Source organism: Vibrio sp. S9_S30, from assembly GCF_014694455.1.
Taxonomy (GTDB): Bacteria; Pseudomonadota; Gammaproteobacteria; order Enterobacterales; family Vibrionaceae; genus Vibrio.
In genome coordinates this window covers 1-25180 of sequence record NZ_JAAUWT010000032.1, presented here as the reverse complement: position 1 = coordinate 25180, position 25180 = coordinate 1, and the positions used below count along the sequence as shown (strand labels likewise).

Sequence of the window (25180 nt, the reverse complement as noted above, 5' to 3'; positions counted from 1 at the left end):
GAAATTCAGCAGTAGCTTGAAGTTCTAAAGAAAATTCAGACATAAAAAATCGGTCCCAGATACATATCTGGGGCCGATTATGAAGACTATTAAGGATCGTTCAAGAGTCTTAAACGATCGGCATTAGCAGCCACTTGCGGGGTTTTTGGAATAGCGAACATTTATTCCGATGCACACTCTACTTCATATCAATTTCACCGTGCGATGAACGTACTTTTACGTCTTTTGCCAGCGCAATATTTAACTGCGATTCTACATAGCCAGGTGAATGCGTACGAGCCGAGATCAATCGATACATCGTTGGAATCACAAACAAAGTGACCAGTGTAGCAAACGCCATTCCGAAGAAAATGACCGTACCCACAGCCACTCTACTCTCGTAACCTGCACCACTCGACAAAATCAGTGGAATCGAACCAGAAAGCGTGGTGAACGCAGTCATCAAAATTGGGCGTAAACGCCTTGCAGCGGCATCCACGATCGCCTGTTCAAACTCGATCCCTTTATCCCTTAGCTGATTGGCAAATTCAACAATCAAAATGCCATTTTTCGTTACCATACCAATCAACATGATCATGCCAATTTGGCTGTAAATATTGAGTCCTTGATCCATAAAGAACAGCCCCAAGAACCCACCAAGAACCCCCATGGGTACGGTAAACATCACCACCAAGGGGTTAATGAAACTCTCAAATTGTGCGGCTAACACCAAATACGCGACCAGTAACGCCAGCGCAAACACGACGAATACGCTCGCTTGGTTCTCTTTAAACTCTTTTGATTCCCCAGAATACGCCACGCTGATATCACTGGGTAAATGGTTAATCGCGAGCGCATCAAGATGATCCAATGCTTCACCTAATGTCACCCCATCGTTGAGATTCGCACTGACAGTAATGGATTTTTGTTTATTGGTGTGCGACAAACGAATGGAGGCACCCACTTCGTCTATCTTAGTGACGGCATCTAACGTGATCAGATCACCGCTTCGCGTACGTATGTAAATTTGGCTCAGATCCATCGCACTGTTGAAGTGGTTTTCATCCCCACGTAGGTAAACATCGTATTCTTCCCCGCGTTCAATAAACGTAGTTTCTGTTTTACCACCCAGCATCACTTCAAGCGTGTTGGAAACATCGGTGACTTTGATGCCTAATTCCGCTGCACGCTGTTTATCTACTGTCACAACCAATTCCGGCGTTTTTTCTGAGTAGTTGATTTCTGCTCCGTTCATGAATGGGCTGTCGTTCGCTTTGTCTTTTATCAAGTTTGCCCACTTTTGCAGTTCTTGATAATCCGATCCTCCAAGTACAAACTGAACAGGTTCACTGGAGCCCCCTCTAAAGCCCGGCATCATTGGAAACACACGAGCATCTGGGATATCGCCTAACGCTTTTCGAACCATGCCCAACGCTTCTTGCGCAGTTTTCTCTCTATTTTGCCAATCTTCTAATATCATGATAACAAAGCCAGTTTGATCCCCTGCTCTGCCGCCAAAAGCGGGCGATTGGATGCTAAAGGATTTCAATACACCTTGTCCGAGTAGCGGAAGCAAACGTTGCTCTACAATATCGATATTGGCATTCATTCGATTGTAACTGGTGCCATCAGCCCCCCTTACGAAAGCAAATAAAACGCCTCTGTCTTCTTTCGGTGCCAATTGTGAAGGCACTTGCTCCATCAAATAGACGCTTCCTCCCACACAACCAAGAATGATAATGGGAGCAATCATCCGCCAAGCCATTGCTTTCGACAGCACTCGTCTGTATGTGCGTTCTAATTTGCCAAACATGGCGTCGATAAAGCGATTAAAACGGCTGGGCTTCACATTGGCTTTAAGGATCTTGCTGCCTAAGACGGGCGTTAACGTAAGGGCGATCAAAGAAGAAAAGATGACGGACATGGCTAATAACACCGAAAACTCGGTGAACAATAAGCCAACCATCCCTTCCATAAATGAAATCGGTAAAAACACCATAACCAAGACTAATGTGGTCGCGACAACCGCAAATCCAACCTCTCTTGTGCCTTTATACGCCGCAAGTAACGGGGACTCTCCACGTTCAATATGGTGGTAGATGTTCTCAACCACGACTATAGCGTCATCCACGACTAAACCAATAGACAAGATCAACGCCATCAACGTAATCAGGTTAATTGAAAAGCCAAAATAATAAGCGGCAATAAATGATGAAATAAGCGAAACGGGCACGGTTACCGCAGGAATTAAGGTTGCTCTCACCTGACCGATAAAAATGTACAGCACGAGAACAACTAAACCGCCCGTGATAAAGAGCGTGTTGTATACCTCAGAGATGGAACGGTCGATAAAAACCGTTGAATCGTAATCAATAGCAAGACGCGTTCCTTTAGGCAGGAATTTTTGAATTTGCTCAACTTCTTGATGCACGGCTTTTGCTACCTGAAGAGGATTCGCGTCCGACTGAGGAACAATGCCCAAACTGACGTTAACGACACCGTCACTTTTAAACGTCGAATTTTCGTTTCTCGCACCAATGAAGACATCAGCAACATCTTTGAGATAGACTGGCATCCCACCGTCGGATTGCTTCACCACCAAGTAGTCAAAATCTTCTGGTGTATTGTACAACCGAGCGGTACGTACCGACATGACCATGGTGTCGTTTCGCACTTCACCACCTGGATTCTCGACATTCTCGCTGCGTAAGGCACTGGTAATGTCTGTCGTGGTCACGCCTCTGCCGGCCATAAGCGCAGGCTTTAGCTTCACATACATCACTTTATAAAGACCGCCTGAGATGTTAACCGAGCTCACTCCTGAAATAAGTGAAAACCGATCCACCAATACGCGTTCGGTGTAATCTGTTAACTGCGTTCTGTCGAGCTCGGAAGAACTCAAGTTTATGTAAACCGAGGCCTCCCCGCTGCCGCTATCCTTATACACAATGGGATCATTAGCTTCATTAGGTAAGCGACGTTGTGCACGAGCAACGGCGTCTCTCACATCACTCGAACCGGTGTTTAAGTCGTAACCGAGTTCAAATTTAATCGTGATTCGTGAAGAACCGTTGCGGGAAACCGACGTAATTTCATCAATACCACTAATGCCAGACAGTTGATCCTCCAGCACAGAGGTGATCTGGCTTTCTATGATAGAAGCCGACGCACCCTCGTAGCGAGTACTCACCGTTACGACTGGGTTTTCAATGTCGGGCATTTCGCGAACGGCAAGCTTTGAAAATGACACCAAGCCAAACACACAAAGCAATAAACTCAGTACGATAGCAACAACAGGACGTTTTACCGACACATCAGATAACCACATGGTTATTGCTCCTTATGCGATGCATTTGTGCTTTCTTTACTTTTGCCCTGCCCCTGAGAAGCACCAACCTCTCGAACTTTTACGCCGTCACGCATGTTTACGACCCCTTGCGTCACGATTTTTTGACCCACTGCTAAGCCGTTCTCTACCACAACTTGGTTATCGATGCGCGCACCAAGGAGAATTTCCGTTTTTTGGGCTTGATTGTTTTCATCAATAACGTAAACAAAGCGTTTTGTGCCCGAATATTGAAGTGCTTGTACGGGAATAATAGGCGCGTTCAATGGAGGAAAATCAAGCGTCGCTGCCATCAACATGCCAGGCTTGAGTTGTTTGTCAGGGTTATCGAAATGCACCCGCACTCTCAGATTCAAGGTGTTAGGATTGATGCGAGGATCGATCGCCACCACTTTGCCTTGAAACACAGTATTTCCCCATGCTTGGCTTTCAGCGGTTACCGACATACCCACAGACAATTGAGCGAGGTAACGTTCAGGCACTTGCAGATCCAGTTCCATCAATTTTAAGTTATCTAGCGTCAATAATGGCTCACCAATACTGACCAGTTTACCTCGGCTAAAATCCACAAAACCGACAGTGCCAGAAAACGGCGCATCTATTTGTAAATCATTCAAACTCGCTTTGACGACCGATAAACGCGCCATCGCAATTTCTACTGCGGCTTTTTGCCCATCAATTTCTGTTTGGGTAATGGCACCTTTTTTTAAGAGCCGTTGGTATTCTTTTAAAATGCGTTGTTGATCCGATAAATACGCCGTCGCTTCAGCAACCGATGCTTTCGCTTTATCGTCACTGAGCTTGACCAAAAGCTGACCTTTCTTAACATCCTGATTGGACTGGATGAATATATTATCGACTTTCCCTGCGGCTTCAGGTGCAATTACAACACTTTCACTCGCTTCGAGCTTTCCAATCAAAGAAAGTGACTGAGAAACCTCATGCTCTGCCACTTCCAATGCAACGACCGCGATAGATCTATCTCCTCGAGGTTCTTTTGCAATTGCCAACGGGTTAATAAGGATAAAAGTAAACAAAAGAGTAGGAATTATCGATTTAGTATTCATATGGAATGCTCGAAGTTTGTATAAACGCAATTTTATCAAGTGATACGGCTTTGAGCGTAAAGGAATGTAAAGTTTGCGAATTAATGGGTAAGTAACCTGTTGCTGCGCATAAGATTAGTACAAAACGCCCAATTTTTGTTGCTCTTGCCCAAAAAGCCAGCATTCGCACCAAATATCTAAGAAATCTCTTTACAGCATAATCGAGTTTGCTATCATGCGCTCCGCACTTGGTTACTGAGTTGGGAAAACAGTAATTAAGTATGCTCTTTGTAGCAAAACAATACCCCTGGAGGGGTTCCCGAGTGGCCAAAGGGAGCAGACTGTAAATCTGCCGGCACTGCCTTCGATGGTTCGAATCCGTCCCCCTCCACCATATTTAATCTGCTGTTTATTCCTTTTAAACATCAGACAACTTGATTGATGTGTTGGGAAATCATCTCTTAAGCGTGCTCTTTGAAGCATAAAAACACCCCTGGAGGGGTTCCCGAGTGGCCAAAGGGAGCAGACTGTAAATCTGCCGGCACTGCCTTCGATGGTTCGAATCCGTCCCCCTCCACCATATTTAATCTGCTGTTTATTCCTTTTAAACATCAGACAACTTGATTGATGTGTTGGGAAATCATCTCTTAAGCGTGCTCTTTGAAGCATAAAAACACCCCTGGAGGGGTTCCCGAGTGGCCAAAGGGAGCAGACTGTAAATCTGCCGGCACTGCCTTCGATGGTTCGAATCCGTCCCCCTCCACCATATATAAAAAACCAGCTCATTGAGCTGGTTTTTTTGTATCTAAAGCACAGAATTATCTCTATCCTCTACCGTGGGGGCTATCCAAATCCAATGCCGGTCCTTTGGGCACCACTTGCGTTGGGTTAATTCCTGTGTGGCTATAGTAATAATGCCTTTTGATGTGTTCAAAATTGGTGGTGTCTTTCACGCCTTCCACTTGATAGAGCTCTTTCAAATAGGCTTGAAGATTGGGGTAGTCGGCAATGCGTTTTTTATTGCACTTAAAATGCCCTACGTATACCGCATCAAAACGAACAAGCGTGGTAAACAAGCGCCAATCGGCTTCCGTTATCTGAGAACCAGCTAAATAGCGTTGAGAGGCCAGATGTTCTTCTACCGTATCTAATGCATGAAAAAGCTGTTCATACGCCTCTTCATAGGCTTCTTGCGTGGTGGCGAATCCACAGCGATAAACCCCATTGTTAATGTTTGGATAAACAAACTCGTTCCATTTTTCGATTTCTTCACGAAGTCGTTCAGGATAATAGTCATCATCGTTGCCTGTCAGCACATTAAACTCACTGTTAAACATTCTGATAATTTCAGACGATTCATTGCTAACGATGGTTTGGGTTTTCTTATCCCACAGAACAGGAACCGTTACTCTTCCGGTGTAGTCGCTTTTGGCTTGAGTGTAAACTTGGTGCATTCGAGTAAACCCGAATAACGCTTCTGGCTGATCAAACTGCCAACCTTCTGACAGCATGTCAGCACTGACTACTGAAATGGAAATGTGCTCTTCTAATCCTTTGAGTTTGCGAAACACTAAAGTCCTATGTGCCCAAGGGCAAGCTAAAGATACGTAGAGGTGATAGCGCCCCGATTCAGGTCTGAATTCGGCATTTGGACTATCTTCTATCCAACTGCGAAAACCTGCATCTTCTCGAACAAATTTTCCATTGCTTGCTTTTGTGTCGTACCAAACATCATGCCAAACGCCTTCAACTAATTTACCCATGTTTCTTGTCCTTGATCTGACGATTCTTAACTCTAACCCGACTCAACTCAACACCGTAATCACTTATCAAAGTCACTAGGTCTCACTGATATAAGATTAGTTTACAAATGAAAGAGAAAGAAACGACCACTTTGTACCGTTCAACTTCATCGAAATATTTGAATAAACAATTATTCTGCTGGAAAGAAAACCGAAAAAGGGCTGACATAATGCCAGCCCATAACGCGGTTTAGTTGACCTAACTTGCCGTCCAAGATGTTTAATCAGGGATGGGAGAGCCTACACTAGAACAATCAGCAATAAACTCCGCTTTAGGGTGACGATTTAAAATGTCTTCGACTCTGTGTGCTTGGGTACGCTCGACATCGATAACGATCACAACATCACCATCATCAAGATGTTGATTAAACAGACTCATAAAGTAATTATCGAACGAGCCCCCCGTCATCTTCACAATCACTGTCGTTGTAATGGCGATAATGCAAATCAAAGCAAATGGAACGAAGCCGGAAGAAGCAAATAGGTTAGTGAAGAATGTAAGAAAGAGGATCAAAATGCCTGCGGCAATGGCTCCACCTATCAGTGCTTTCTGAGTACCGGACACAATATGGGCACTCTCTAGAGATGCTCCCCCATGCAGATGGTGAGTCTTAATTCCTTGATTGTCTCGACTCAATACATAGAAATGATGATCATCAATGCCATTGGCATGTACTTCATCAGAAATTTCTTCCGCGTCATCCAAATCTTTAGTGATGTAATACAATCTTTTCATATGAGCCTCCAGCACACTGAATTAAGCGTATTCATGCTTAACTAATAGTACATTCTCACTCCCAAATAAACTTTTGTGAAACACATAATTCACAAAATATTTACATATCCAATTTTGGCGCATTCGACAAAAAAGAATTTGAGATACAGAAGACTCACAGGAAACATCAGGACTTGGGCAAAATTATAGCGGAATGAGAGCCTAAATAACCTCACATTAGGGGCGTGAACAAAAAAAGCGCGGGCCCTTAAAAGCACCGCGCTTAAGCCTGTCACAGGCTGAATTTAGTTAACCATCAAACAAGAAACGGCATGTACGTCGTCACCGGTAATTTGAGGTTTCTGCTGCGAGCATACTTCCGTTGCTTCAGGGCAACGCGTACGGAACACACAACCAGAGGGCGGGTTCATTGGAGAAGGAAGATCGCCTTCAAGCATATCTATCTTCTTCTTACGCTCTATCTCTGGATCAGGGATAGGCACTGCTGACATCAGGGCACGCGTATAAGGGTGCTTGGGTTCAGAAAACAAGGCTTTTGATTCACCAAGCTCGACAGCATTCCCTAAATACATGACCAAAACACGATCAGAGATGTGCTTAACAACTGAAAGATCGTGGGCAATAAAGACCAAGCTTAAACCCAGCTCTCTTTGCAATTCTTTCAGTAAGTTAACAACCTGAGCCTGAATAGAGACATCCAATGCCGATACTGGCTCGTCACAAATGATCATTCTCGGACGAAGAATTAAAGCTCGGGCGATACCAATACGCTGACACTGTCCGCCAGAAAATTCATGCGGATATCGGTTAATTACGTTCGGTAACAAACCGACTTTGGTCATCATTTCGCGAACACGTTCTTTCACTTCATCGGCTGACAGCTCTGGATAGAACGTTTCCAGTGGCTCTGCAATGATGTCGCCAATCGTCATACGCGGGTTCAAAGAAGCTAAAGGATCTTGGAAAATCATTTGAATTTCTTTACGCGTGTTACGTCGTTGAACATGTTTCATTTTGGTTAAGTCTTGACCTAACCAGACAACTTCGCCTTCCGTCGCTTCAACCAACCCAATCACCGCACGAGCAAAGGTGGATTTACCGCAACCAGATTCGCCTACTACACCAAGCGTTTCACCTTCATACAGACGAATGTTAACACCATCAACGGCTTTCAGTGGCGTTGGTTTAGTCCAAGGCCATGCTGACTTTGGTGCAATGTTAAAATGCACTTTTAGGTCTTTGACATCAAGCAGTAGCTTTTTTTCATTACTCATCGATTCCAAGCCTCCCAATCAGAAAAACAGGCACGTTGACGCCCTTCACCAAAGTTAACCAATGGTGGTGCCTCAGTCATACACTGCTCTGTCACACGGTGACAACGCTCTTGGTAAGGACAGCCCGGTGGCAAACGAAGCAAGTTTGGTGGGTTGCCTGGAATGGTTGGCAGAATTTCGCCTTCGGTATCCAAACGAGGGATCGCCTTCAGCAGACCTTCCGCATAGGGGTGGCTCGGATTGTAGAAAATTTCATTTACCGAACCATACTCCATGGTGCGACCCGCATACATGACAAGCACCTTGTCACACGAACCTGCTACTACTCCTAAATCATGGGTAATCATAATGATCGCGGTATTGAATTCGCTTTTAAGCTCATTCAAGAGGTCCATGATTTGCGCTTGAACAGTCACGTCCAATGCGGTTGTTGGTTCATCTGCAATCAACAGTTTAGGACGGCACAATAGCGCCATTGCGATCATTACGCGCTGTCGCATACCACCCGAGAACTCATGCGGATACATGGTGATGCGCTTACGGGCTTCTGGTATTTTTACCGCTTCTAGCATACGAACAGACTCTTCGAATGCTTCCGCCTTGCCCATGCCTTTGTGCAGCATCAACACTTCCATCAACTGATCGCTGACTTTCATGTAGGGGTTGAGTGAGGTCATCGGGTCTTGAAAGATCATCGCGATCTGTTCTGCACGAACTCGGTTGAGTTCTTTTTCAGGCAGGTTCAGAATTTCGCGACCTTCAAATTTTGCACTACCCGAGATAATGCCGTTTTTTGCCAGAAGCCCCATGATAGCGAATACTGTCTGGGATTTACCCGAGCCAGACTCGCCGACAATACCAAGAGTTTCCCCTTGGCTCAGAGAAAAATTCAGATCATTGACTGCGGTGACGATACCATCTTGCGTGGTAAATTCGACTCGCAGATCTTTAACATCTAACAAGCTCATCATTGCTTTCCTGTGTAATTTTTAATTGCTCAAAAAGGATCCGATAATTATTTTTTTATCTATCTTTTGGATCCAGTGCGTCACGCAGGCCGTCACCGACATAGTTAAAGCAGAATAAAGTCACCACCATAAATGCGGCTGGGAACGCTAGCTGCCAAATAGCCACTTCCATCGTTTGTGAGCCTTCTTGAAGCAAGGCGCCCCAGCTTGTCATTGGCTCTTGAACACCAAGACCTAAGAACGATAGGAAAGATTCCGTCAAGATCATGCTTGGAATCAAAAGGGTCGAATAAACCGCAACGATACCCAGCACATTAGGAACAATATGGCGAGTAATGATCTTCCAATTACTCACACCACAAACATGCGCGGCTTCGATAAATTCTTTGCTGCGTAGGCTAAGAGTTTGACCACGTACAATACGCGCCATATCCAGCCAAGCAATCGCACCAATAGCAACGAAGATAAGGACGATGTTACGACCAAAGAAGGTCACCAATACAATAACCAAGAACATAAATGGTACAGCGTAGAGGATTTCAAGAATACGCATCATGACTCTATCGGTTTTTCCGCCAATAAAGCCTGACGCAGCACCATATAGCGTGCCAATTGTTACGGCAACTAATGCACCTAGTACGCCCACCATCAACGAGATTCGACCACCAATCAATGTTCGGACATAAATATCGCGACCAAGGCTGTCAGTACCAAACCAGTGTTCAGCATTCGGACCAACGTGCATCGCATACCAATCGGTATCGTCGTATGTGAAAGGCGCGAACATCGGAAGAAAAATGACGGCCATCGTCATAACAAATAGGATAGCTAAACTCACCATCGCCGCTTTATTTCGCATAAAACGGATTCTGGCGTCTTGCCATAAACTGCGACCTTCTACTTCTAAGTCCTTAGAGAACTTTTCAATCGCATCAAGATTTTCTTTTTTAGTCAACATATCAATCCGGTCCCTTTAATAGCGAATTTTCGGGTCAATCATAGCTAGCAAAATATCAACGATTGCGTTGAATAGGATGAACAAGAAACCAATTAAAATGGTGACACCCATTACTAGCGAGTAGTCGCGGTTGAATGCTGCGTTTACGAATAACTTACCGATACCTGGCAGACCAAAAATCGTTTCGATTACAACGGAACCAGTGATAATCCCAACGAATGCCGGTCCCATGTAAGACACAACAGGAAGAAGAGCTGGGCGCAAAGCATGCTTAATAACAATGTAACGATAGCTCAAACCTTTTGCGCGAGCCGTGCGGATGAAATTACTATTCAGCGTTTCGATCATGCTGCCCCGTGTGATACGAGCGAACGTAGCAACATAAAGCAATGACATACCTATTACTGGAAGAACCAAGTATTTTAAGCTGCCATCTTGCCAGCCACCAGCAGGGAAAAGATTCCAATGCAGGGAAAATAAATAGATTAACGCAGGCGCCAATACAAAGGATGGCATTACCACACCAAGCATTGCCGTTGACATAATAGTGTAGTCTATCCAAGTATTCTGCTTGAGCGCGGCGATCGTACCAACAGAAACCCCCATAATTACGGTAAAGATGAAGGCGATAAATCCAACTTTGGCAGATACGGGTAAAGCACCATATATCAGTTCATTAACGGAGTAATCTAGGTACTTGAATGAAGGACCAAAATCGCCTTGCACAACGTTTGTTAGATACGTGGTGTATTGTTCTAGTACTGGTTTATCCAAACCATACTTTGCTTCAATATTGGCCATTACCTCTGGTGGTAATGGCTTCTCGCTTGAAAACGGGTTCCCTGGCGCAAAGCGCATTAGAAAGAAAGACACTGTAATCAACACCAACATTGTTGGAATCGCTTCAAGTATCCGTTTCATAATGAATTTAAGCATAAACTCACTCTTTCAGTCTGTGACAATGAATAATAGAAAAGACGCTGCATGTGGATCTCACATGCAGTGTCCGTGTTATTTATAATTTTATCAGCGGAGGTAATTACTTCGCTTTGATGTAGAGATCTTTAGAGTAGATCTTCTCTTCTGCGTTGTTTGATGGGAAACCACCAACGAGAGGGTTAAGCAAACGTGCACGTACATATTGGTAAATTGGAGCGATTGGCATCTCTTTAGCAATCAAATCTTCTGCTTGCACGTAAAGAGCGGTACGCTCAACGTCTGAAGTGGAGTTAAGTGCTTTGTCGATCAAAGCATCATACTCTTTATTACCCCAGTGTTGACCAGCTGTCGTGTTCTTGCTAACCATCAAAGTTAGGAATGAAGACGCTTCGTTGTAGTCACCACACCAACCTGCGCGTGATACTTCGAAGTCACCCTGATCTTTAGTCGATAGGTAAGTTTTCCATTCTTGGTTTTCCAGTGTTACGTTTAGACCCAACGTTTTCTTCCACATTGAACCTAACGCTACCGCAATTTTCTTGTGGTTTTCGTTAGTGTTGTATAAAAGAGTGAACTTAAGTGGGTTGTCTTTGCCGAAACCAGCTTCTTCAAGAAGACGAGCCGCTTCCGCATTACGCTCTTTCTGAGATATTTTCGCGTACTCAGGTAACTCAGGGTTGAAACCAGCTGTGATTTCAGGCGTTAGGAAGTAAGCAGGCTTTTGACCTTGAGCCAAAATAGCATCCGTTACGATATTACGGTCAATAGCGTAAGAAATCGCTTTACGAACACGTACATCATCAAATGGCTTCTTCTTCGTGTTGAACGAGTAGTAGTAAGTACACAAACTGCCTTCTACCGAAACAGACTCAGGGTACTCTTTCTTAAGACGCTTAAAGTGTTCAACAGGAAGAGCCGAAGAAGTGAAGTCCAGTTCACCAGATAGGAAACGGTTCATTTCTGCTACTTGGTTCTCGATAGGAAGGAACGTCACTTGATCAAGAACGGTCTTCTCGTCGTCCCAGTATTTCGAATTACGTTTAAGAACCATGCGCTCGTTAAGAACCCATTTGTCTACTACAAATGCACCGTTACCAACAAAGTTCTCAGGTTTAGTCCACTGATCACCGAATTTTTCAACGGTTGCCTTATGAACGGGCTTAGTTGTAGTGTGACCAGTCATCATAACAAAATAAGGAACAGCTGCTTCTAGTTGAACCTCTAGAGTATAATCATCGAGCGCTTTCACACCCAACGTACTTTTGTCTTTTTTCCCTGCAACGATGTCTGCAGCATTAACCATCTTGGTATATTCCATGTACCAAGCATATGGAGAAGCTGTCGCTGGATCGACAGCACGCTGCCAACTGTATACGAAATCTTGCGCTGTCACAGGATCGCCGTTTGACCATTTAGCATCTTTACGTAGGTAGAAAACAAACGTTTTGTTATCCGTAGTTTCCCAGCGCGTTGCGACACCAGGGATAGTGTTACCATCAGCATCTTGGTTTACAAGACCTTCCAATAAATCACGAATTACGTGAGATTCTGGGACACCTTGAGATTTGTGTGGGTCGATAGTGGCTACTTCGGTACCATTACCACGAACCAGTTCTTGAACCTTTGCTAATTTGGTGCCTGCTGGAACATCAGCAGCAAGAGAGGAGAACGAAGTGGCGGTCACTGCCATACCAGCACTCAGAAGAAGTGCGTGAGTGATTTTATTCTTATACATGCATTAAACTCCAAGTTTTTTTGATTGCATCCATGACGTCTTCTTTAGTTGCCAGAACGGAAGGCATTTAGAAAAATTTAGCGCAAAAACCATACAGCGCTTTCTAAACCTAAAGAAGATTGCGCAACACACTACCAATCATTGAAGTAATTTGCCATAAAAATGTAGTAAAAAACCGTTTAATTTTTAGGATTGCAGTACTTTTCAGACAATTACTCTGATAAATATAAAAATAGCGATTCAAACACACTTAGACAGGGTTAGAGTCAAGCACGGAAGCTTATTTGCTCTAAAAATAACCACTTTCACAGGATATTACCCTGAAATAAAACAAAAAATTAACACAAAAAACATATAACGTTGATTATCACCCCACAAAGCCCCGAAGGATTTCAGGATAAATGTGATGCGAATCACCTCATTATTCAGGGGTAGAGTAAAAACTCATAAGTGCAATACAAGCATGTTAGGTTTTATAGAAAATCGAGGCACAGTCATTTTTTTTGTAACACACGAGAAACCAATTTTTACTTTTTTTACCTCGATTCAAAAGCATTTTATTTTCCTTTGTCAAAACTTTGCCTCTCATAAACACTGATTCGGATGGTTGCAATTATGATCATCGAATCTTTCGCCTCTGCATTTTTGAGGCAGTTATTTATACAAGGAATGAGAAAAATACAATGAAACATCTAAGCTTATGCGCTATTGGTGTTGGTCTGGCTCTTTCGGGCTCCGTAATTGCTGCACCAGCAGCACCAAGCATCGACATGTCAGGGTCAAACAAACTTCAGTTTTCCAAAATCGAATTAGATATGGGAACGCACAAGGGTTATAACCAAATGGTCGTATACAAAGACCTTGCGGATATAGCCATCAAGTTTAATCAGTGGAGTGGTACAACAGGTGACACCTACAAGATCTACTTTGATGGATTAGAAGTCGCTACTGGACCAATCACAGGTTCTACGACTACTGCTGCGTTCCAATATGGGAAAGGCGGCGTTTACTCGTTAGAAATTGCAGCATGTGACGCGACGGGTTGTACTAAATCTGCACCAACCCCAATTACTATTGCAGACACTGATGGTTCTCACCTGAAACCATTAACAATGAACATCGATCCTAACAACAAGACCTACAACACAGATCCAAACACTGTTGTGGGGACTTACTTTGTTGAGTGGGGTATTTACGATAGAGAATATACTGTAGATAACATTCCGGCAGACAACCTAACGCATATTCTTTACGGCTTCATTCCAATCTGTGGTCCTAACGAATCACTGAAATCTGTTGGCGGTAATAGCTTTAACGCACTAATGAAATCATGTAGTGGTGTAAATGACTATGAAGTAGTTATTCATGATCCATGGGCAGCATTCCAAAAAGGCTTCCCACAAGCTGGACATGAGTTCCATACTCCTATCAAAGGTAACTACGCAATGCTGATGGCGCTTAAGCAGCGCAACCCAGATCTGAAAATCATTCCTTCGATCGGTGGCTGGACACTTTCCGATCCGTTCTTTGATTTCACAACAAAAGCAAACCGTGACACGTTTGTCGCTTCCGTAGAGCGCTTCCTGAAAACATGGAAATTCTACGATGGTGTTGACATTGACTGGGAATTCCCTGGTGGCGGCGGTGAGAACCCGAACCTAGGTGATCCTCTAAACGATGGCCCTGCTTACATTGCTCTTATGCAAGAGCTGCGCGCTATGCTTGATCGCCTTGGCGTAGAAACTGGTCGTACTTATGAGCTGACTTCAGCTATTGGTGTAGGTTACGACAAACTTGAAGACGTAGACTACGCAGCTGCAGTTCAGCACATGGACTACATCTTCGCGATGACTTATGACTTCTACGGTGGTTGGAACAACGTACCTGGACACCAAGCTGCGCTTTACTGTGGTAACTTCATGCGCCCTGGTCAGTGTGACGGTACAGGTGTTGATGCTGATGGCGTACCTTACAAAGGTCCTGCGTACACAACTGACAACGCAATCCAGATCCTGCTTGCTCAAGGTGTTCCAGCAAACAAACTGGTTGTTGGTGCTGCGATGTATGGACGTGGTTGGGATGGCGTAATGCCTTCAAGCCTAACCGATCCAACAGATCCAATGACTGGTACAGGTAACGGTAAGCTAACGGGTACTAAAGCTCAGGGCGTTTGGGAAGCTGGCGTTATCGACTACAAAGGCATTAAAGGTCACATGCTTGGTGCAAACAACCAAGGCATCAATGGCTTTGAGTACGGTTACGATGAATTGGCTGAAGCGCCATACGTATGGAACCGTTCAAACGGTAAGCTAATCACATTTGATGATGAGCGTTCTGTTAAAGCGAAAGGTGCTTACGTACGTAGCCTAGGTCTAGCTGGTCTGTTCTCATGGGAAATCGATGCGGACAACGGTGACATCCTAAACGCAATGCACGAAGGTCTTGCGACTACCGTAGGTAACCGCACTCCAGTTGCAAAAGCAGGTGCTGATGTTTCTGTAGAAGGTCCAGCAAAAGTAACGCTTGATGCAAGTGCTTCTAAAGATCTTGATGGTACAATCGCAAGCTACGCATGGACACAAGTATCGGGTCCAGCGGTCACTATCACTAGCGCAAATGCTGCGGTAGCTTCTGTTGATTTCGCAGCTGTAACGGCTACTCAAACTTACGTGTTTGAAGTAACGGTAACAGATAACGAAGGCGCAGCAGCAACTGACCGTGTCGCTGTTACTGTAAGTGCTAAAGGCGTGAACAATGCTCCAGTAGCAGCAGTTTCGGCTCCAGCACAAGTAAGCGCTGGCGCGACAGTCGTGGTTGATGCAAGTGCTTCAACTGATGCTGACAATGACACTCTAACTTACACTTGGGATGTTCCAGCAGGTCTAAATGCGACAGTTCAAGGTTCAAAAGTAACCTTTACTGCTGCTAGCTACAATGTAGACACAACATTGAACTTCACTGTCTCTGTCAGTGACGGTAAAGCATCAAGTTCTGCTCAAGCTTCAGTTCTAGTTAAGAAGAACATTGTAGACCCAACTTGTGATGTAACAGGTATCAACGTATACCCTAACTGGACGCAAGTCGATTGGGCAGGCAACCCAAGCCACGCGTCGGGTGGTGACCAGATGGTTTACAATGATGTCATCTACAAGGCAAAACATTGGACTAACTCTGTACCTGGCTCCGACGGCAGTTGGTCTACTGTTTGTACTGTAGCTAAGTAGTACTGTAGCTAAGTAACAGACACAATCTTTGAGCTTATGTTCTGCATAAGCTCAATTAAAAAATCGGTCAGAGTCATCTCCACTGACCGATTTCTTTGATTTTGAAAGGCTCAATATTTGAAAAACCAATGTGTTAACGCTAGGTTTTAGAGGGCAATTATACGCTGACTGGAATACCTACACTCTCAAACGACATCTACTGACCAAACTATTTTTCTTCCCATCGGGTTGCTGCCTTTACATCGGATTCTCGGGATTCGACCCATCGAACCGACTTCACTGTCCGTTCCTTTTTCCAAAATGGCGCTTTGGTTTTAAGAAAATCCATCACAAATTCACAGGCATCAAATGCATCACCACGATGAGCACTGGAAACACCGACAAACACGATTTGATCACCAATATCGAGTTCTCCGACTCTGTGAATAACGCTAATCGCCTCAATTTTCCAACGTTGCTTTGCCTGTTCACAAATATCGAACAGGGATTTTTCCGTCATTCCAGGGTAATGTTCGAGAGATAACCCAACCACATTATCCCCTAGATTCATGTCTCTTACTTTTCCAACAAACGTAACGACCGCGCCAGCCGAAGTGCCTGCTGCAAGTCGGTCATATTCATCAGCAAGAGAGAAATCATTCACCTGAACAGAGACATTTGCCATTCGTCATCCTCCCGTCACTGGCGGAAAGAATGCAACCTCATCACCCGAATTTAGAGGTGAATCTAACGGACAAAGCGTTTGGTTAATCGCCACGAGCAACTTACCTGATTCCAGTGCCAATGCCCACTTATCCCCTTTCGTCTCAAGGTGAGACCGCAGCGCTTCAGCAGTTTCGAACGTCGCTTCCAGTTCGAGTTCATCAACCCCAATTAACTCTCTAGTTTGAGCGAAAAATAGAACTTTAATCATTAGCTCACCTTAAAATGACCAGACTGACCACCCGTTTTTTCAAGCAACCTAACTTGACTGATCACCATGTCTTTCTGAACGGCTTTACACATATCATAGATCGTTAATGCTGCAACAGAAGCCGCTGTTAACGCTTCCATTTCTACGCCTGTTTTTCCAGCCAGTTTGCAAACAGACTCAATTCTGACTTTATTTTCCGATTCAATTGCGTCGAGATGTACTTCAACTTTTGACAAGAGCAACGGATGACACAATGGAATCAAATCCCATGTTTTCTTTGCCGCTTGAATACCAGCGATGCGTGCTGTGGCAAACACATCACCTTTGTGGTGTGAGCCCGAAACGATCAATTGAAGTGTTTCCGATGACATGTGGACAAAAGCTTCTGCTCGGGCTTCTCGAACGGTGTCATTCTTTGAAGACACATCAACCATGTTCGCCTCGCCAGATGCATTAATATGGGTAAATTGATTCATGGTGCCCCTCTTATTTGCTTAGATGAGGCATGAAATTACATGGACGATGGCTAGCATCCATCTGCTGCTTGATGATCTTAGTCCATGCTGTACGGCACGCTCCCGTCGAGCCCGGCATGGCGAAGATGACGGTGTGATTTGCAAACCCTGCTATAGCACGAGATTGAATGGTTGACGTACCAATTTCTTCATAAGAAACCGCACGAAATAGCTCACCAAATCCTTCAACTTGCTTATCGAACAATGGAATCAGTGCTTCCGGCGTACTATCGCGGGACGTAAACCCTGTCCCACCCGTAATCATTACCGCTTGAATCGTCTCGTCAGCGATCCAGTTTGAAACAACAGCTCGGATCTGATACATATCATCGATAACAATTTTTTTATCCGCAAGCTTGTGACCCGCTTCTTGCAGGTGCTCAGCCAAATAACCTCCAGACGTATCGTTCTCTTCCGTTCGGGTATCCGAAACCGTTAAAACGGCAATGTTTGCAGGTTCAAATTTACTTTCAGCGTGCCCCATTTGCTCACCTTACATGTTGTAGATTGAAATTATTGACTGACGGGAACCCACCAGCATTAAAATGTTTAACCACCGATAGACGCGAGATGTGGTGTCATGCCTGCATTCCCATCGTGCAAGAAATGGCTGACAGACTTAGTTTGTAATTGCTCTGAAATGCGATTGATAAGCTCAACATCTTGATTATCTCGTTGTAATAGGTCTCTTAGCTCAACACCATGATCACCAAACAAGCACAAATGCAGTTTGCCTTTAGCCGACACTCTTAAACGGTTACAACTTTCGCAAAAATCTTTTTCATAAGGCATGATAAGTCCTATCTCCCCTTGATAGTCCTGGTGAATAAAGACTTGCGCGGGACCGTCGTTAAGTTCCTTCGGCTTGAGCAGCCAACCATTGGCAATGAGATGATTACGAATACTTACGCCAGACTGATGATGATGTCTAAATAGTTCATCCATCTCCCCTGTTTGCATAAGCTCTATAAACCGAAGCTGAATGGGTCTTTCTTTGATCCAACACAGAAAATCAGGTAACTCTTTGCTATTCAGATTTTTGAGCAGCACAGCATTCACTTTGACTTGTTCGAAGCCCACTTCAAACGCTTTATCGATCCCTGCCATGACTTGAGTGAACTTGTTTTCACCTGTAATTTGATGGAACATTCTGGGATCCAAGCTATCAACACTAACGTTGATATTGGTTAATCCCGCTTCTTTCCATTCACCCACCAGTTTCTCCATTCGATACCCATTGGTTGTAGTGGCAACCTTATGAATACCTTGAGTCGAAGCAACTTCATGGATAATGTCGGTAAAGTCTTTGCGCAAGCTCGGTTCACCACCCGTTATGCGGACTTTATCCGTTCCACAGCTGGCAAAGGCGTGAACTACTCGGCGGATTTCAGGGAGCGTTAAAAAAGACGAATTACGTTGACCCGATGGATGTTGGTAGCCATCAGGTAAACAGTATGTGCATTTAAAGTTACAAACATCGGTAACCGACAAGCGCAAGTAGTAAAACTTGCGATGGAAATTATCCTCGAATTGTTGCGCCACGGAACACCTTTCCAAACACGGGAGGCTTGTTCATTTCCAAACAAACCCTTGTGGCCAAATTGCCACTGGCTGACACCTCTTATTCGCTCAAATACGAACTTAGCAGTGGAAGCTCGGAGTTATGGCAGCCACGAAAACACATGGCAGCGTTTTATTAAAATACTTAATATCATTGTGGCATTCCAGTCAAATTTGCAAAATTTCGGGTTTGTGCGGTTTATTGGTAGAAATTTGCAGATTCTGTAGGCAAAGTATCGACCTATCACCACAGAGTATTCACCTATACCTCATCAGACAGGTATACACGTTAAGCAATAAAACAATGCGATATAAGAACAACTATGACGCTATATAAAAACAAAAAAGTCGTCGCTATAGGCGGCGGGCACGGTCTTGGAAGAATGTTGGCTGCACTGAAAGATTTCGGCAACAACGCAACGGGCATTGTAACAACAACCGACAACGGTGGTTCAACGGGTCGTATTCGAAATTGCCAAGGCGGGATTGCGTGGGGTGACACCCGAAATTGCATTAATCAGTTGATTACTGAACCTTCCATCGGCTCTATGATGTTTGAATATCGCTTCAAAGGTGTCGGCGAGTTAAATGACCACAACCTTGGTAACTTAATGCTCACCGCATTAGATAACCTTTCTGTTCGACCCCTTGAAGCGATTAATTTAATTAGAGACATGCTAAAAGTCGATATTAATATTGTCCCAATGACAGAGCATCCTACGGATCTAACGGCGTTATCAGTCTCGGGTGAGTGGGTTCGCGGAGAGACCAGTGTTGATGAAACTGAACATGATCTGCAACGCTTATATTTGGAGCCTCAAGTCCAAGCGACGAAGGAAGGAATTAAGGCGATTGAAGAAGCAAATTGCATCGTGTTAGGACCGGGCAGTTTTCTCACAAGTATTATGCCGCCCCTATTGCTTCCTGAGTTAGGTAAAGCGATCGCAAGAAACTCAACCGCAAAATTGGTGTTTGTCGAAAACTTATCACCAGAACACGGTCCGGCTGGACGCATGACTCTACAAGAAAAACTCACTTGGTGCCAACGCGCTTGTGGTGGCAGAGAGATAGACGTGCTGCTCAGCAATGACAATCATGGGGAATTAACGGGTGTGTGTGAAATAGTCACCATTGATTTAGCGTCAGCCAACCATCAATGGCGACATAATAGAAGTAAACTTCAGAAAGCAATAGAAGATCTATTGAGTTAACTTAAGAAATTCTTCTCTTGTTAAGTTCAAGCAGGTGATCATGATTTCTCTATTTTCTGAAGTGTTAATATCTTCACCTGTTTTGTATCGCGTATCTAACGTCGTTGCAAATTCGCACAATCTTTCAGCACCAAAACTTGCTGCACTGCTTTTTAGTGAATGGCTGATGGATTTTAACTGCTCTTCCGCTTCGCTTTGCTCAGAAGGACCATTTGCTAGCGCTTCTGCATAATCCACTAACTCTCCGATAAAAATAGAAAAAAGCATGGGAAGATTCTCTTCTCCAATATCTCGACTCAACTCGTCTATTTTGTCTGTATTGACGACTGCTTTCATTCTGCCCTCTTATACACGTATTGTTTTTCTCTTTATTGCTCTTTCCAAGTTTGCAGCTTGCGATACAACGTGGATGGACTGACATCTAAGTGACCCGCTGCCTTCGGAATATTTCCCTCACAGGCTTCTATCGCTTGCTCTATCGCACTTTTTTCAGTGAGCCAAAGTGGTCGTATTTCTTCTATGGAGAGTTTAGTAGAAATTACATCGGTTGCATTCACTTGTTTCAATTCTGATATCGAAGGCGAATTTAATGGTGGGGGCAGCATATTGAGTGTGATCTCACTTCCATGATTAAGAACCACGGCGTTACGCAGCACGTTCTGCAACTGCCGAACATTTCCAGGCCATTCGTACTCAATAAATTTATCAAGTACTTGTTGGGAAAAGCGCACAAAGCCTTTCCCTTCTTCATGAGACATATGTCCAAGTAATGAGTAAGCGATTTCAACCACATCTTCCCCGCGGTCTCTCAACGGCGGCAAATGTAACGGAATCACATAGAGTCGGTAGTATAAATCTTCACGGAAACGCCCTTCTTGCACTTCTTTCCAAGGGTCGCGGTTGGTGGCACAAACGAACCGTACATCCACACTTTTCATTTTGGAAGAGCCGACTTTTTGAAATGTGCCGGTTTGAATAAATCGAAGCAGCTTGGTTTGAAGATCCAAGTCCATTTCGCACAGTTCATCCAAAAACAGAGTGCCGCCATCAGCTAATTCCGCCGCACCTTGCCTATCCGTTGACGCGCCAGTAAATGCCCCTTTAACGTGACCAAAAAGTTCACTTTCTATGAGGTCTTTGGGAATAGCAGCGCAATTGATCGCAATAAAAGGGCTATCACCACGCTTACTCGCAGCATGTATGGCTTCAGCACACACCTCTTTCCCTGTGCCACTTTCACCTGTAATAAACACGGAAGCCTTACTAGGTGCTGCGGAATCTATCGTTCGATAAACCGCGTGCATGGTCTGGCTACTGCCAATAAAACCTTGGTAGTTGTTATCAGGCTCACTGGTTGGAGATCGTAATTTTCCAGCTTTGCGAAGCGCATTATTGACGGTAACACGAAGCCTGTCCGCTTCGCATGGCTTGATAAGGAAGTCCTGCGCCCCTTTTCTCATTGCTTCCACTGCCGTATCAATGGAACCATGCGCAGTCATAAAAATCACAGGGACATCAGGATAATTGGATTTCACTGACGAAAGTACGTCCATCCCCGTCATATCGGGTAGGCGTAAGTCGAGCAGAATGAGATCTGGTGTTCGCGTCTCCAAACTTTTTATCGCGTCTATTCCCGTCCCTACAATGGTAATATCCAAGCCAAGTGGGTTAAGATAAGATCGGTATAACGCGGCAACCGAAGCCGTGTCTTCTACCATAAGAAGATATTTAGGGTTTGGGTTTGTTGTAGTGTCTTGCATAACCTAGCCGTTGCACTTTAGTAATATAATTGCAATATGAATCGCATTTTGCGAAAAATAATAGTCTAAACCGAATGAAATGTAAAAGAAAGGGCGAAATAAATATGGCATGCTATGTGCAATCATATGTATGACCCTACAGGGTCACCTAGCCAACTGACGTTGTTAGTGAACAAAGTATTCACAAAATGAAGCCAATAGAGTGATTTCTATTGGCTATTTTTTACGCAAAATTAAGACACCTTAGTCATTAACAACGACCTCAGCTATGAGCAATAACCCCAGATATTAGCGATAAACGTCAATATTAGCGGATAAACTTAGCTATTCGCGATAAACTGTACCTTTAGCTTTTCTATTTCATCACGTTTCTCAGCTGCTAGCTCAAACTCCAAGTTTTGAGCATGCTGATACATTTGACCTTCTAAGTTCGCTATTTCTTTCTCCAACTGTTGTGGGGAAAGGACTTCATAACGATTAGAAGTCTCGGCAACCTTAGAGAGTGGCACTTGCTTGTTGTGGCGCTTTCCTTTGGCTTTAGCGATATCACCGAGCTCCATAATGTCTTTTACATTGGTCTGTAGAGCTTGAGGGATAATACCTTGCTCTTCATTATAGGCTTTCTGTTTTTCGCGGCGACGATTGGTTTCATCCATCGCTTTCTTCATTGACTTGGTAATCCTGTCGCCATAGAGAATCGCCTTGCCATTTAAGTTACGCGCTGCACGACCAATGGTCTGAATCAAAGAACGCTCTGAACGAAGAAAACCCTCTTTATCTGCATCCAAGATCGCAACCAAACTTACCTCAGGCATATCAAGACCTTCACGAAGTAAGTTAATCCCGACCAACACATCGAACTCACCTAAGCGAAGATCACGAATAATTTCGACTCGCTCTACAGTATCAATGTCGGAATGCAGGTAGCGAACTTTCACGCCATGTTCATGCAGGTATTCCGTTAAATCTTCTGCCATTCTTTTGGTCAAGGTTGTGACCAAAACACGCTCGCCTATTTGACTACGGATGCGTATTTCAGACAATAAATCGTCCACCTGCGTAGCAACGGGTCTGACTTCCAGTTCTGGATCCAACAACCCAGTAGGACGCACGACTTGATCAGCGATATCATCCGCCGATTTTTCTAATTCGTAGTTCCCCGGTGTCGCAGAAACAAAAATAGTTTGTGGCGCGAGAGACTCGAATTCTTCAAACTTCATCGGACGGTTATCGAGCGCTGATGGCAAACGGAAACCAAATTCCACCAAGGTTTCCTTTCGCGAGCGATCACCTTTATACATAGCGCCAATTTGAGGAACCGTAACGTGAGACTCATCGATAATCAAAAGACCATCTGCTGGTAAATAGTCGAACAAGGTCGGTGGCGGCTCACCTTCATTTCTCCCACTTAAATAGCGCGAATAGTTTTCGATACCAGAGCAAAACCCAAGTTCGGTCATCATCTCTATATCAAATTGAGTACGCTGTGAAATGCGCTGTTCTTCGAGAAGTTTATTATTTTCTATCAGATACTTTTTACGTTGTTCCAGTTCGACTTTTATCTCTTCAATGGCATCCAAGATTTTCTCACGAGGGGTAACATAGTGGGTTTTTGGGTAAATGGTAAACCTAGGAAGGTCTCGTTGTTTCACCACCCCCGTCAGTGGGTCAAAGATACTGATGCAATCAATCTCATTATCAAACATTTCAATGCGCACAGCATCCTGTTCCGATTCTGCCGGAAATACATCAATGACCTCACCCCGAACCCTAAATTGACCGCGCTCGAAAGCGACATCATTACGAGAATATTGAAGTTCGGCCAGCCGCCTTAAAATATCTCGTTGACCGATAACGCCTCCTCGCGTCACGTGGAGCATCATTTTTAGATAACTGTCTGGATCACCCAAACCGTAAATGGCGGAAACCGATGCCACAATGATGGCGTCTTTTCTTTCCAATAATGCCTTCGTCGCTGACAAACGCATTTGTTCAATATGAGCGTTTACAGAAGCATCTTTCTCAATAAACGTATCGGTTGTTGGTACATAAGCTTCGGGTTGATAGTAGTCATAATAGGAAACAAAGTACTCAACCGCATTATTCGGAAAAAACGCTTTCATTTCGCCGTATAACTGCGCAGCAAGTGTTTTATTTGGAGCAAGAAGAATAGCGGGGCGTTGGGACTCAGCAATCACATTCGCTAGCGTAAATGTTTTACCAGAGCCAGTTACCCCCAATAGTGTTTGATGCGCGAGTCCAGAGTCCAACCCATCGAGCAGCTTTTTAATCGCCGTAGGTTGATCACCAGAAGGGACATATTTGGAGACGAGATCGTACGTCTTGCTCATTTTTATTTCCTAGCCTAAGTTTAACTGTATTGTCTTTTGCTTTAACTCTAGAGGTCAATACGTAGTGTAACGAAAAGTCAGATCTACGGCACATTTACTGCTAGATACTGACAGCGTTATCTGGTATCTTCCACTCCCCTGTATAAGCATACCTCCAATAAAACACCATTTTTCATCCACGACTTTTCCCCAAAATTTCGTCAGATATGTCGATATTGTCATCTAAGTGCATTTTTATTCACATTCATAAAACCAGCCCGAAAAAACAATTAATGCCTTTAAAATCAAATTATTAGAATACATTTATTATTCAATTATCCTTTCCTGAGCAGTCCAAAAAATAATTGTTAAAAATCAATTCACACAGTTATCCACAATTTTGGTGGATAAGTACGATCAGGCTTTATCGTGTAAGGGATATGTGATTGTAAAGATTTTTTTTAAGCTTTTTTTCTCAAATCTTTATCGTTGAGTGTTGACAGAAATTTGCAGTATCGCTAGTATGCGCACCACACAATTGTTCCCCCTTAGTTCAGTTGGTAGAACGGCGGACTGTTAATCCGTATGTCGCAGGTTCGAGTCCCGCAGGGGGAGCCAAAATTCTAAAGCCATGTCGAAGACGTGGCTTTTTTCGTTCAAAGCGACGAGTTTGTTCCAAACTCATGTCTCAGAGCTCGCCGCCCGCGTTGAGTCCCGTCAAGGGGAGCCAAAATTCTAAAAGCCATGTCGAAAGACATAATGCCGCTCGCTTAACAGCGTGCGGCTCTTTTCTTATGTGGATACCGGGGAGCCTTATACAGAACAACCCGAGGAAAAGGCTTCTTCTTTCTTTTCTTGGGTAAAATGAGTCGCTTACCACTTTC

19 protein-coding genes, 4 tRNA genes and 1 riboswitch are annotated in these 25180 nt (G+C 44.1%); of the genes, 6 read left to right on the top strand and 17 right to left on the bottom strand.

Annotated elements, in window-relative coordinates; genetic code table 11:
- Positions 1–178: 178 nt before the first annotated feature.
- Positions 179–3307, bottom strand: a complete 3129-nt coding sequence (locus HC752_RS22535) for a multidrug efflux RND transporter permease subunit (protein WP_190337448.1) — start codon at positions 3305–3307, stop codon at positions 179–181.
- A gap of 2 nt (positions 3308–3309) precedes the next feature.
- Entirely contained in the window at positions 3310–4392 is a 1083-nt protein-coding gene (locus tag HC752_RS22530; protein ID WP_190337447.1) for an efflux RND transporter periplasmic adaptor subunit, read from the bottom strand.
- 288 nt (positions 4393–4680) lie between these two features.
- Between HC752_RS22530 and HC752_RS22525 the strand changes: the two genes are divergently transcribed.
- The 3 genes from HC752_RS22525 to HC752_RS22515 all read left to right on the top strand — a co-directional run bounded on the left by HC752_RS22525 (position 4681) and on the right by HC752_RS22515 (position 5137).
- Positions 4681–4765 (top strand) — tRNA-Tyr (locus HC752_RS22525).
- Between the two features lie 101 nt (positions 4766–4866).
- Positions 4867–4951: transfer RNA gene (locus HC752_RS22520), tRNA-Tyr, on the top strand.
- 101 nt (positions 4952–5052) lie between these two features.
- Positions 5053–5137: transfer RNA gene (locus HC752_RS22515), tRNA-Tyr, on the top strand.
- 58 nt (positions 5138–5195) lie between these two features.
- On the opposite strand, the gene HC752_RS22510 is transcribed toward HC752_RS22515, so the two are convergent.
- From HC752_RS22510 to HC752_RS22480, 7 genes are all read right to left on the bottom strand, one after another.
- Complete coding sequence (locus HC752_RS22510) at positions 5196–6134, bottom strand: glutathione S-transferase family protein (protein WP_190337446.1); 939 nt, start codon at positions 6132–6134, stop codon at positions 5196–5198.
- Between the two features lie 259 nt (positions 6135–6393).
- Positions 6394–6909 (bottom strand): hypothetical protein, encoded by a 516-nt coding sequence (locus HC752_RS22505; protein ID WP_190337445.1) that lies wholly within the window; start codon positions 6907–6909, stop codon positions 6394–6396.
- Between the two features lie 284 nt (positions 6910–7193).
- Positions 7194–8183, bottom strand: coding sequence for a murein tripeptide/oligopeptide ABC transporter ATP binding protein OppF (oppF, locus tag HC752_RS22500; RefSeq protein ID WP_274602161.1), 990 nt, complete (start codon positions 8181–8183; stop codon positions 7194–7196).
- Entirely contained in the window at positions 8180–9151 is a 972-nt protein-coding gene (gene oppD, locus HC752_RS22495; protein WP_190337449.1) for an ABC transporter ATP-binding protein, read from the bottom strand. Before oppD ends, oppF begins: the two co-directional genes overlap by 4 nt.
- A gap of 55 nt (positions 9152–9206) precedes the next feature.
- The gene (oppC, locus tag HC752_RS22490) at positions 9207–10109 is read right to left on the bottom strand and encodes an oligopeptide ABC transporter permease OppC (RefSeq protein ID WP_190337443.1); all 903 of its coding nucleotides are present in this window, start codon (positions 10107–10109) and stop codon (positions 9207–9209) included.
- A gap of 15 nt (positions 10110–10124) precedes the next feature.
- Entirely contained in the window at positions 10125–11045 is a 921-nt protein-coding gene (gene oppB, locus HC752_RS22485) for an oligopeptide ABC transporter permease OppB (protein ID WP_190337442.1), read from the bottom strand.
- 103 nt (positions 11046–11148) lie between these two features.
- Positions 11149–12783, bottom strand: a complete 1635-nt coding sequence (locus HC752_RS22480; RefSeq protein ID WP_190337441.1) for an ABC transporter substrate-binding protein — start codon at positions 12781–12783, stop codon at positions 11149–11151.
- Positions 12784–13466: 683 nt separating this feature from the next.
- Between HC752_RS22480 and HC752_RS22475 the strand changes: the two genes are divergently transcribed.
- The gene (locus HC752_RS22475) at positions 13467–16007 is read left to right on the top strand and encodes a glycosyl hydrolase family 18 protein (protein WP_190337440.1); all 2541 of its coding nucleotides are present in this window, start codon (positions 13467–13469) and stop codon (positions 16005–16007) included.
- Positions 16008–16215: 208 nt separating this feature from the next.
- Here the strand turns inward: HC752_RS22475 and moaE are convergent, their stop codons facing one another.
- The 5 genes from moaE to moaA form a co-directional block, all read right to left on the bottom strand.
- On the bottom strand, positions 16216–16671 hold the full coding sequence (gene moaE / locus HC752_RS22470; protein ID WP_190337439.1) for a molybdopterin synthase catalytic subunit MoaE: 456 nt from the start codon (positions 16669–16671) through the stop codon (positions 16216–16218).
- 3 nt (positions 16672–16674) lie between these two features.
- Positions 16675–16920 carry a molybdopterin synthase sulfur carrier subunit gene (gene moaD, locus HC752_RS22465; protein WP_190337438.1) on the bottom strand — a complete coding sequence of 82 codons (246 nt, stop codon included), beginning with the start codon at positions 16918–16920 and terminating at the stop codon, positions 16675–16677.
- Complete coding sequence (gene moaC / locus HC752_RS22460; protein WP_190337437.1) at positions 16920–17396, bottom strand: cyclic pyranopterin monophosphate synthase MoaC; 477 nt, start codon at positions 17394–17396, stop codon at positions 16920–16922. Before moaC ends, moaD begins: the two co-directional genes overlap by 1 nt.
- Before the next feature lie 10 nt (positions 17397–17406).
- A complete protein-coding gene (gene moaB, locus HC752_RS22455) occupies positions 17407–17919 on the bottom strand; it encodes a molybdenum cofactor biosynthesis protein B (RefSeq protein ID WP_190337436.1) in 513 nt (170 codons plus the stop codon).
- A gap of 65 nt (positions 17920–17984) precedes the next feature.
- On the bottom strand, positions 17985–18977 hold the full coding sequence (gene moaA, locus HC752_RS22450) for a GTP 3',8-cyclase MoaA (RefSeq protein ID WP_190337435.1): 993 nt from the start codon (positions 18975–18977) through the stop codon (positions 17985–17987).
- A riboswitch (molybdenum cofactor riboswitch) is annotated at positions 18965–19108 on the bottom strand. (Overlaps the previous gene by 13 nt.)
- A gap of 210 nt (positions 19109–19318) precedes the next feature.
- Here moaA and yvcK point away from each other — a divergent pair.
- On the top strand, positions 19319–20206 hold the full coding sequence (gene yvcK / locus HC752_RS22445; protein ID WP_190337434.1) for a uridine diphosphate-N-acetylglucosamine-binding protein YvcK: 888 nt from the start codon (positions 19319–19321) through the stop codon (positions 20204–20206).
- Here the strand turns inward: yvcK and HC752_RS22440 are convergent.
- From HC752_RS22440 to uvrB, 3 genes are all read right to left on the bottom strand, one after another.
- Entirely contained in the window at positions 20195–20542 is a 348-nt protein-coding gene (locus HC752_RS22440; RefSeq protein WP_190337433.1) for an Hpt domain-containing protein, read from the bottom strand. The genes yvcK and HC752_RS22440 overlap by 12 nt on opposite strands.
- Positions 20543–20574: 32 nt before the next feature.
- Positions 20575–21966 (bottom strand): quorum-sensing sigma-54 dependent transcriptional regulator LuxO, encoded by a 1392-nt coding sequence (gene luxO / locus HC752_RS22435; protein WP_190337432.1) that lies wholly within the window; start codon positions 21964–21966, stop codon positions 20575–20577.
- 320 nt (positions 21967–22286) lie between these two features.
- Positions 22287–24317 carry an excinuclease ABC subunit UvrB gene (gene uvrB, locus HC752_RS22430; protein ID WP_190337431.1) on the bottom strand — a complete coding sequence of 677 codons (2031 nt, stop codon included), beginning with the start codon at positions 24315–24317 and terminating at the stop codon, positions 22287–22289.
- Between the two features lie 521 nt (positions 24318–24838).
- On the opposite strand from uvrB, the gene HC752_RS22425 reads away from it, so the two are divergent.
- Positions 24839–24914, top strand: a tRNA-Asn gene (locus tag HC752_RS22425).
- The last annotated feature ends 266 nt before the right edge of the window (positions 24915–25180 follow it).